The sequence below is a fragment of the Mesorhizobium sp. P3_A9 genome (assembly GCF_056402975.1).
In genome coordinates this window covers 1-9,736 of the sequence record NZ_JBFUGJ010000229.1, presented here as the reverse complement: position 1 = coordinate 9,736, position 9,736 = coordinate 1, and the positions used below count along the sequence as shown (strand labels likewise).

General features: G+C 59.0%; 9 protein-coding genes. 4 read left to right on the top strand and 5 right to left on the bottom strand.

Annotated features, from left to right (window positions below; translation table 11 throughout):
• From AC1DX0_RS24710 to AC1DX0_RS24690, 5 genes are all read right to left on the bottom strand, one after another.
• Nucleotides 1-2,145: type I restriction endonuclease subunit R (locus AC1DX0_RS24710; protein ID WP_477357160.1), on the bottom strand; the 2,145-nt coding region annotated here is incomplete at its 3' end.
• Entirely contained in the window at nucleotides 2,142-2,837 is a 696-nt protein-coding gene (locus AC1DX0_RS24705) for an abortive infection family protein (RefSeq protein WP_477218723.1), read from the bottom strand. The genes AC1DX0_RS24710 and AC1DX0_RS24705, both read right to left, overlap by 4 nt.
• 2 nt (nucleotides 2,838-2,839) lie before the next feature.
• A complete protein-coding gene (locus AC1DX0_RS24700) occupies nucleotides 2,840-3,391 on the bottom strand; it encodes a hypothetical protein (RefSeq protein WP_477218724.1) in 552 nt (183 codons plus the stop codon).
• Nucleotides 3,388-4,710: a restriction endonuclease subunit S gene (locus AC1DX0_RS24695; RefSeq protein ID WP_477218725.1), complete on the bottom strand. Its 1,323-nt coding sequence runs from the start codon at nucleotides 4,708-4,710 to the stop codon at nucleotides 3,388-3,390. Before AC1DX0_RS24695 ends, AC1DX0_RS24700 begins: the two co-directional genes overlap by 4 nt.
• Complete coding sequence (locus tag AC1DX0_RS24690; RefSeq protein ID WP_477218726.1) at nucleotides 4,700-6,349, bottom strand: type I restriction-modification system subunit M; 1,650 nt, start codon at nucleotides 6,347-6,349, stop codon at nucleotides 4,700-4,702. The genes AC1DX0_RS24695 and AC1DX0_RS24690 overlap by 11 nt, the downstream gene beginning before the upstream one ends.
• Nucleotides 6,350-7,143: 794 nt before the next feature.
• Between AC1DX0_RS24690 and AC1DX0_RS24685 the strand changes: the two genes are divergently transcribed.
• The 4 genes from AC1DX0_RS24685 to AC1DX0_RS24670 form a co-directional block, all read left to right on the top strand.
• On the top strand, nucleotides 7,144-8,340 hold the full coding sequence (locus AC1DX0_RS24685; RefSeq protein ID WP_477357158.1) for an integrase: 1,197 nt from the start codon (nucleotides 7,144-7,146) through the stop codon (nucleotides 8,338-8,340).
• Nucleotides 8,341-8,579: 239 nt separating this feature from the next.
• Nucleotides 8,580-8,894: a hypothetical protein gene (locus AC1DX0_RS24680; protein ID WP_477218728.1), complete on the top strand. Its 315-nt coding sequence runs from the start codon at nucleotides 8,580-8,582 to the stop codon at nucleotides 8,892-8,894.
• Nucleotides 8,895-8,905: 11 nt separating this feature from the next.
• Nucleotides 8,906-9,265: a hypothetical protein gene (locus AC1DX0_RS24675; RefSeq protein WP_477218729.1), complete on the top strand. Its 360-nt coding sequence runs from the start codon at nucleotides 8,906-8,908 to the stop codon at nucleotides 9,263-9,265.
• 94 nt (nucleotides 9,266-9,359) lie between these two features.
• A partial coding sequence (locus tag AC1DX0_RS24670; protein ID WP_477357156.1) for a hypothetical protein occupies nucleotides 9,360-9,736 on the top strand: 377 nt, incomplete at its 3' end.

Here is a 9,736-nt window from a genome sequence, read left to right as displayed (position 1 = left end):
CGAAAGAGCCGCCTTTAATTCGGCTCCGATACCGAGATAGTCAACGACCAAGCCACCAGGCTTATCACCCCAGACGCGATTGACACGCGCGATGGCCTGCATGAGGCCATGCCCTTGCATCGGCTTGTCGACATAGAGAGTGTGAAGCGAGGGTGCATCGAATCCTGTCAGCCACATATCACGGACAATGACCAAGTCGAAGCCGGACGCCGGCTTCTTGAAGCGATTGGCGAGAGCTTCCAGCCGAGACTTCGTGCGTAGGTGCGGTTGCAGCGAAGCAGGGTCGTCAGAGCGGTTCCCGGTAATGACGACCTTTAGCATACCACTAGTGTCATCGCGCGCTTCGGCCGAAACCCAGTCAGGGCGCAACTTGGCAATCTCGTCATAGAGCATCACCGCGACTTTCCGGCTGATCACGACAATCATTCCTTTGCCGCCGGCCATCGCCTCCCTGCGTTTCTCGAAATGCGCGACGACGTCTGCCGCGATTTCTTCCACCCGGTCTGGGGCGCCGACGACCTCATCGAATCTCGCGAGCTTGCCTTTGATCCGCTCGACGGCAGCGTCCTCTCCTTCCGCAAGTTCCTCCGCCAGTGTGTCGAGTTGGACCCGGTCCTCATCGGACAGGTTTAAGTGCAATCTAGCCAGCCGTGCGGTGTAGTGGATTGGAACGATCGCCTTGTCCCTCACCGCTTGCGTCATGTCGTAGGTGTCGATGACGTCGCCGAAGGTTCCGTAAGTGTCGCGATCCCTTTCGTCGATAGGTGTCCCAGTAAACCCAACGGCCGTGGCATTCGGCAGGGCCTGATGGAGATAGTCCGCGAACCCCACAGCTTCCCTGATCTCGCCGTCGCGTTCCACGAATGTCTTCTTGAACCCGTATTGCGTTCGATGGGCCTCGTCGGCGATCACGACGACATTGCTGCGATCCGTGAGCAGCGGGTGTGTGCCATCCGCACCACGGAACCGCTGTATCGTCGTGAATACGAGGCCGCCGATATCAACTGACAGCAGCCTTCGCATCTCCTCCGCTGTTTCGCCTTTGCGGGGCGTTCCGCGTAGAGCCGCACTATGGTCAACAAAGGTGCCAAAGAGCTGGTCATCCAGGTCGTTGCGATCCGTTACCATGACGATCGTCGGGTTTTTAAGCGCCTTGGCCAACTGGAGCTGACGCACGAAGAATAGCATCGTCAGCGACTTGCCAGACCCTTGCGTGTGCCACACGACACCGCCCTTCCGTGATCTGCTCTCTGAGGCGGCCACGGTTGAAGCCAATGCCTTCCGGACGGCGTAGAATTGATGATATCCGGCGAGCTTCTTCGACCTGACGGTCCCGTCCTTCACCTCGAACGCCACGAAGTCGACGATGAAATCGAGGAAGCGCTCCGGCGCAAAGACACCACGGATGAGCACCTCGAGTTCCGACCGACCGCTGTCATCCAGATCGGTTCCATCAATGGTTCTCCAAGGCGCGAACCGATCCGGTTCCGCCGTGAGCGACCCGATCCGGGCTTTCATGCCGTCGCTTACGACGAGAACCTGGTTCGCACGGAATAGGTCCGGGCATTTCTCGGCGTAGTTCCTCAACTGGGTATGTGCCCGTTCCAGCGTAGCATTGATGCTGGCTGGGCTCTTGAACTCAAAGATCGCTACCGGGAGTCCGTTCACGAAGGCGGTCAGGTCCGTGCGAACGACGCCACGGTCTCCCTTCACGATGAACTGGTTCGCGACGAGCAGACGGTTGGCCGAGGGGCTATCGCGATCAAGAATTCGCAACCCGACAGTTCGCGTCTCTCCACGGTCGTTGATCTCGACTGGAACGCCAGAAACTAGAAACGGATGGAAAAGCCTGTTGTTCTCGATCAGATCCTGGCTGGGCACGGCCATGATCGTTCGCACTGCCGCATCGACCATGGCTGCCGTCGCTTCCGGATTGAGGCTTGCCAGTGCGCTACGTAGCTCCGGCTCCAGGATTGCCTGCCGATAATCCGTACGGGCGCCCATGGGGCCATCAGGCGCGAGATAGTCGCCGGGAACCGACTTCCAACCAATCAGTTCGAACCAGGACAGGGCTGCGAGTTCGACCGCCTCCTCTGCAAGCTCAAGGCGTCGTTTTTCCGTCGGCAGGACGTAACTCTCGGTCATGCCGCAATCTCGGCGCCCTGAGAGCCTGCGGTCAGACCTTCTGCCTCCCAATCGAGGCGGGCGGCATCATAGGCCGTTTCGTCCAAGTGAAAGAGAACGTAGCTCGGTTGGAAGCTTGCGGCTGCTATCTCGACCATGTCGTACTCGGCATCGAGATGCTCGTTGAACGCAGCATTTGTGCTGTAGGTCGCGGCACCGTCGTCCTGCAGCCCCGGTTCCGCTCGGCTCCACGCGACATCGAACAAGAAGGCGACAAGGCTGTCGCAAAGGCCGCCAAGCATCAGTGCATGCTGGCGCTGCAGCGTTCCCCAATCGAGCGATCCGCCATGGCGCATGTTGGGTACGTTGCTGAGTTTCGCCAGCGCGACAGCAATGTCATCGATTCCCTTGGTAAGCGCCTTGATGTGTTCGTTGATATCCGCTGCGTTTGGGTGATCTGTTAGCGAGAAATCCATCGCATCGATCACCCCGCGCATTCGGTCCGGGAAGCCGTCTTTCTTGCGAAACTCGATACCCAAGCGTGGCCCTATCGTCGAATGTGCCGCTTCGAAGAGCGTCCTGACACTCTGCAGGCAGAAGGCCGGCTGGCTCTCGATGCTGCGCTCCAAGGCCTCTATGTGAATCCTGAGAGGCTCCGCACGGTCTGGGTGGAGCTCAAGCAGGGCGCGGAGCATCTGGAGCGAGTAGGGCATCGTCAGGGTTCCTTCCTGACACGCTCGAAGTCGTCAAGCCGGACCCTGTCAAGTGCGCTGAAGATTGCGTTCATGATCCGACGGAGCCGCGCGAAGTCGACCCAAACCTCAGGCGCGACATTGGCATTGGCGACGTCGTCATACCTGAACGCCGTCGAACGTGGATCGACGGTATCGAACTCCAGAATGCGATCCCTGAGCCAGTCCAACTGCGACTGCTGATAACAACCTGTCAGACGCTCGTGCAGTTGGAAAGCGAGGTCGCGGAGGCCATGGTTTCGCTGCGGTTGGGCCTCATGGATCGCCTTGAGGTTCAGTTCGAGAGCGTGCCGGAAGCAGAACAAAATCGGATCGATGCTCTCCCAGGACTCGTTGCAGCTGCTAGCCTCGTCCAGCAAGCGGAAGGCGGCTGTCTTGTAGGATTGCGCCATGTCGTATGTCGTCCGGCCCGTCTGACCGTTCCAATTGACCAGCATTGCGCCGTATTTGGTTTCTGGCTCATCAGGTAGGTCTGAAAATATGGACCAGGCAAAGTCGACGCCTCGTTCGTTCATGCGGCCACCGCCTTCTCGGCGTCCTTGATCCGAAGCTCGCCGGAGATCAGCTTGGGTGCCAGCGTGTCGCGGAGAGTACGCAGTATAGCGGCCTCTTCAATGAGCCCAAGTATGCGCTGATACAGTGGCTGAACCGATATCTCAAACGCGCCCATTAATGCCTGCCCACCATCAATAACGTTGGCGGTACCTAGCGTTGTGGTGGTAATCGTGTCGAATACAGAGCCGTGCGCGCTCTGCACCAATTCATCCACCAGGTGCGTGAAGGCGCAGGCCAGCCAGAAGGGTGTCTCTTTAATCGAATCGAGCGCGTAGCACGTCTGATTCATAGCCATTTCACGCCCCAACAGACAATGTCTTCCTGTAGTTGCACCTCTGGCGACGAAGACGGTCGAAAACGCAGGCACGATACGGGTTGCGCTTTCGTCTAGGCCCCTTTTTGTAATAGTTCGTTCAGTCCCGATCAGAAATCGATCGGGACACTGGCTTACGTCCTTGGCGCTAGCCCAAGACAGCAGGCCATTCCAATAAGCTGGCTCGTCAGTCTTGGGGGTCCCTCCCGAAATCAGACGCGCGAATTGAAGGAGCGGCCGCTTCACCCACCCTTCAGGCAAGCCATCTGCTCCGAAGCGCTCCGGAAAGAGCGCACTCGTCTTAACTGAAAGCCCGGGGTCGCGTCCTTCGGCCTTGGCGCGAACTGCATCGAAGTCTACAAACCAGCTGTTAAACAACGCCCGCGCTGTCTCTTCCAAGGTTGCCGCCATTTCTTGGCTTAGCTCAATCTTGTCTTCGAGGGCCGATAGTAGGTCCGCAATTGCGCGCTGTATCGACACCGGAGGCGCTGGGATGACAAACTGGCGAAGCGATGTCAGCGGTTGCCCGATTCCAGGGGTGCCCACTTGCGACGCAAACCGCATAATCTCCGAGCGCCCTACGGCCGACCTGAAGTAGTAAGCGGCATATCTGGGATCGACCTTCTCCCGATCCAGCGTGATTTTCATGAAGCTCGTCGATAGAAAATACCGATCCCGGTTTCCGGGTACGAGTGCGACTTCGCCGATCGCACCCCTATGAGGGAACACGAGATCACCCTCACGGACAACACAGCGCGGCATTGCGTCAGCAAAATCTTCTGGAATGAAAACCCAGTCCCCGCCCAATTTGCGACTGGATTTGATGTTCGTTCCCCGGATGACCGGGACGCCATTCGAAGTATAAAGTTCAGCTTTCATCGCCGAGCCAAAAGGGCCAATTGCAATTGCACCCTCGTGGTCTGCCGCCAATGATCCCAACGGAACTGGTTGCCAATCACCAGCCATAGCCAATTCCCGCCAGAGACTTTCGGATGCGATCGTCGAGCATGGCGCCTTTATCCACCTGCTCGCGCAGCGCCTCGATCAACTTCCCCATCTTGAAGTCGAAGGGTTCTTCTTTGATGTCGCTTTCCCGAGTTCCAACGTAACGTCCCGGTGTCAGAACATACCCTTGATCGGCCACTTCCTTGACGTTGGCAGCTCGCGCGAAACCAGGCACGTCTTCATAACGACCGCCAACCTCGCGCCAGGCATGATAGGTATCAGCGACCTTGGCGACGTCCTGGTCGGTCAGTTCCTTCAGCGTCCGCGAGACCATCGTGCCGAGCCCGCGCGCGTCGATGAAAAGGATCTCACCTGTACGGTTTCGTAACTTCTTGTCGCGTGAGATACCGTTGGATTTGTCGCGCGTGAGGAACCAGAGGCAGACAGGGATTTGCGTCGTGGAGAAGAGCTGGCCGGGGAGGGCCACAATGCAGTCAACGAGCCCTGGAAGGAGTGTCTTCGTTCCATTCGGTTCCGCGATCTCACTCCCCTCGATCATGGCCCGGCGGATGTCACCTTCCCCCGATTGTTGACTCGAGAGGGAACCGTTGGCCAGCACCACGCCTGCGTATCCATCTGGCGCAAGATGGTGGATAATATGCTGGAGCCAGGCGAAGTTGGCGTTTCCTACGGGTGGGACACCATACTTCCAGCGGCCGTCACCTTTCAGTTTTTCACCGCCCCAGTCACTATCGTTGAACGGCGGGTTGGCTAGGATGTATTTCGCCATCAGGCCCTTATGAAGATCCTCGTGAAAGGTGTCCGCCCATTTGGGGCCGAGATTGGCTTCGATGCTACGGATAGCAAGGTTCATCTTTGCGAGGCGCCACGTCGTTGCGTTGGACTCCTGACCGTAGACGGAGATTTCGTTGAGCCGGCCGCCGTGCTCTTCCACGAAACGCTCGGACTGCACGAACATGCCGCCGGAACCACAGCAAGGGTCATAGACGCGGCCTTTGAACGGCTCCAGCATCTCGACTAGCAGCTTCACCACGCAGCCGGCGGTGTAGTACTGCCCGCCACGCTTGCCCTCCATCTTGGCGAACTCGCCGAGAAAGTATTCGTAGACACGGCCTAGAACGTCTTGCCCCTTGTGGGAGTCGTCAAACTTGATGTCGGAGAACAGCTTCAGGACCTCGCCGAGCTTGGTCTGATCCAGTTCCTGGCGCGCATAGTTCTTAGTCAGGACGCCGCGAAGGCTGGAATTCTCAGCTTCGATGTCGAGCATAGCTTGATCCAGCAACTCGCCGACTGTGGGCTTGGTGCTGGTCGCGTTTTCTTTGAGAAAGTCCCAGCGCGAGCGATCGGGGACGTAAAAGATCCCGTCGGCGAGATAGAGGTCGCGGTCGTCGACAAGATCTCGTTCTTCAGGGTCGGTGAGCGCAGCTTTGCGGCGGGCGTCGAATCGGTCCGAGATGTATTTCAGGAATATCAGGCCAAGCGCAACGTGCTTGTATTCGCCAGCATCCATGTTGCCCCGCAGCTTGTCGGCTGCAGCCCAGAGCGTTGTCGCAATCGGTGGTGCTACTTTTTCCGGCTTGGGAGCCGCACTCTTCGTCCCGGGTTTACGTCCTCGTGGCACTGCAATTCCTGACTTCAAGGTGTGATCGGTAACGATGGATAGTTAAACTGTCCTTCTGCCGCGACGGGTGCCGTCGAGGCTGGGACCAGGCGACCGAGCGTTTCGGTTAGCCTGATCCGTGGCGGTCTCGGCTCGCGGCGTAGACAGATCTAAAATCTTGCAGATCGACTGGGAGGTTGCCCAGTTCGTGCATGATGCGGCAGTGGGGTTGGAGCACAGCTTCGAGGAAGTGAGCCCAAGGCCGTTTACGGGGCATTTTCGCTCGCTTTTCGTGCTCGCAGTTGCAAGTTTGGCAAGATGTTCGCGTGAGGTGCGGGCAAGACGTAGCTTTTCGTCTGACTACGACCGAGCGCTTCGGCGATGGTACCCCCTGTTTATACATAAGCCGCCCAGCTTCATTGTCGTTGAATCGCTACACTAGCGGTCCATTCTCGTCTGTCCAACTCGGAAATGAGGTTTCAACGCAGGCGACGGGCGGGATCGGCACCGGCCTTCAAATATCAACGTTCCGACAACCGAAAAAAGCGAAACGTGGTCGATTTGCGAATGTACGTTGGCGCACCCGACAGGATTCGAACCTGTGACCTCTGCCTTCGGAGGGCGATGCTCAGGTCCGTGCCGGATAAAGATGATATCCTGAAAGCCTTGTATCCCGGCCACTTGCCGTTATGCTTATCACAGTCATCTCTCCAATCTGTGTGGGACGCTCTGTGGGACGGCGAATTTCTGACATCGATAGCCCGTCCAAGCGCGGTCGTCTAGCGCCGCGGAAGAATCCCTATTGGCAAGGGGTCAGTGGCGGCCGCGGCGGCGTGAGCCTGGGGTATCGCAAGCCGGCCTGCGGCGCCGGCGTTTGGATAGCCAAGATCGTTGCCGAGGGCCATCGCGTTGAGGAGAAGCTCGGCGCCTCCGATGATGACGGAACGCCGGCGGGCGGCACGCTGACATATCGAGCTGCCGTCACCGCTGCCCTCGACTGGAGCAAACGACAATACGAGGCCAGCCAAACATCTKCAGCCGGCTCGGATGGTCCGACAGTTCGATCCGCAGTGGCGGCCTATGTAGCCGAGCGGAAAAAGCGATCGGTGCGTGAAGGCGGCAACGCCGAAGGGCGCCTGACCCGCCATGTTCTGTCCGATCACAAATTTGCCGGGACGCGTCTTTCGAAACTCCGGGCCAGCATCATCGAGGAATGGCGAGCTAGGTTGTCTGTCCGCGACCAGGGCGAAGTCACACCGGCCGAAGGTGCCCCAGAGCCGATTACACCGTCGACATTGAACAGGCTGCTGAATGACCTGCGAGCGGCCCTCAACTCGGCCGCTGAACGCCATAGGCGCGAGCTGCCGGCCCATCTACCTATGGAGATTAAAGTCGGGACTCGGGCGCTGAGCGTGACCGCCGATGCCCGGAAGCAATTGCTAACCGACAAACAAATCAGGTCGGCCGTCGATGCGGCATTTGAGGTTGACACCGACTTCGGCCGCTTGGCTCTCGTGGCGGCGTCGACTGGCGCACGCCACTCGCAAATGCGGCTGCTCCGGGTCGGCGACGTCCAGATCGAACATTCCCGGTTGATGATGCCCGGATCCTCGAAAGGCCGCTCTGCAAAGGCCAGGCCCGCAGTATCGACACCGGTTGCGGCCGAAGTCGTGGAGCGGCTGCAGCCGGCGCTGGCCAACCGCGAGGCCGACGCGCCACTGCTTGAGCGCTGGGCATACCGCAGCGTCGGGCCGGTGAAGTGGGAGAAGGACCGTCGGCGGGCCTGGGGGCCGGCCTACGAAGTCGACAAATTTTGGTCCGCAACCATCGCAAAGGCCGGCTTGCCGACGGACACTATTATGTATGCTTTCCGACATTCGTCGATTGTTCGCGGGTTGAAAGCCGGCCTGCCCGTCCGTTTGGTGGCGGCGCTTCACGATACGAGCAGCGAAATGATCGAGAAGCATTATTCGGCCTTCATTGTTGACGCCACCGAAGAGCTATCGCGTCGGGCCGCGTTGAGATTCTAGTTTCGACATACACAAATAAAAACGACATACGAATTAGTATCGGTGCGATGTGATGAACAACCATCGCATTGTACGCAAGTACTGATGTCCGTTTAGGCTTGACATCATACTGAACCCTGATAGAGTGCATTTGCGTTGCATTTGATTTTGCGAACCTGATGAACTGGCTGGCCCGGAGTGGCGCGACGCACCCCCTCCCGAAAAATGAGCGCGTAGCGCTTCGTTGAAAGGCAAGTCAGATGGCAGTCCAAGCTGCAGCCGCGCCGTCGCGCGCCGATCGCACCAAAACCCCAAAACCGGAAATCCCCTGGCGCCAGCGGCCATTCCTCCCGCTCGTGACTGCTGCCGAACTGCTCGGTCTTTCCCCCTCGTCGCTGTATCGCCTTGAGGCCGAAGGCAAATTATCCTTCAATCGGCTCGGTGGCCGGACTCTCGTCGCGGTCGGCACCATCATTAAGCTGATCGACAACGCGGACACTTGGACACCTTCCGACCGCGGCTCAGCAGCGCGCGCCAAGCGCCAAGAGCGTGCTCGCGCAGGGTGGGAAGCTTGACGGCCGCGTTGATGTCCCGCGCTGAGCGCCGCCGAGCTTTGCGGCTTGGCCATCTGACGGTGCTCGATCGGCCGCCGGTGTTTTGCGATCTGCGTCCGCTGACAGTTGCCGAATTATTCCCAGGCGAGGCGATGACGCCTGGCATGGTGATGTTCACGGCGCGAGGCGCCAATCAGGACGGACGTCCTGGAGAGATGTTCTTCGAACTGGCGATATCACTGCCGCCGAGCGAGCGGGCAAACACCGGCCCCAACGTGCGACGAGTGCTCGAGAAGCTGCGACAGGCGTCGAAGTTCCGCGACATGATGGCGAAATATCTCTGGTACGCCCCTGCCATGGGCGAACTGGCAGAAAACCGCACGTCTTCCTAGCCCGACGACCAAATCGACCGACACGAATTTGAAACGAAAAAGCCGACCGCCGCGGAAACGGCAAGGTCGGCGCTAAGATCGTATCGGAACCGAAATGAACCTTACAGTCAAAGCGCTTCCGGCGCAACCTCTCCACATTGGCGACCTATTGGCCAAACCCCGGCCCGCGGCGCACCCTAAACTGTTTGCGGATTTCGCGCCCCCAGAGCCTCTGCCTGCGGAACCGCACGCCGTTGCGTTCACCATCATGACCGGTGAGGCCCGTCTGACAAAGGCATTCACCGCCGATGTAGCGGGGGCACCAATTCAGAAGGACGCACCTGGTGTACCCCGCCGCGCGAAAGCTGACCGGACGACGGTCAGCGGCGATAGCGCGGCGATAGCCACAGGCTTTGCATCAATTCTGGCAGGGCTGACGGTGAATCAAGCATTGGTTCTGGCACCTCCGCCCGCAGCTAAACATTCCTGGGC

What these genes read in the sequence shown, in the direction of transcription:
- AC1DX0_RS24680 (WP_477218728.1), top strand. Translation starts at nt 8,580, where the DNA reads ATGGCAGTCCAAGCTGCAGCCGCGCCGTCGCGCGCCGATCGCACCAAA.
- AC1DX0_RS24675 (WP_477218729.1), top strand. Translation starts at nt 8,906, where the DNA reads ATGTCCCGCGCTGAGCGCCGCCGAGCTTTGCGGCTTGGCCATCTGACG.
- AC1DX0_RS24695 (WP_477218725.1), bottom strand. Translation starts at nt 4,710, where the DNA reads ATGGCTGGTGATTGGCAACCAGTTCCGTTGGGATCATTGGCGGCAGAC.
- AC1DX0_RS24705 (WP_477218723.1), bottom strand. Translation starts at nt 2,837, where the DNA reads ATGCCCTACTCGCTCCAGATGCTCCGCGCCCTGCTTGAGCTCCACCCA.
- AC1DX0_RS24700 (WP_477218724.1), bottom strand. Translation starts at nt 3,391, where the DNA reads ATGAACGAACGAGGCGTCGACTTTGCCTGGTCCATATTTTCAGACCTA.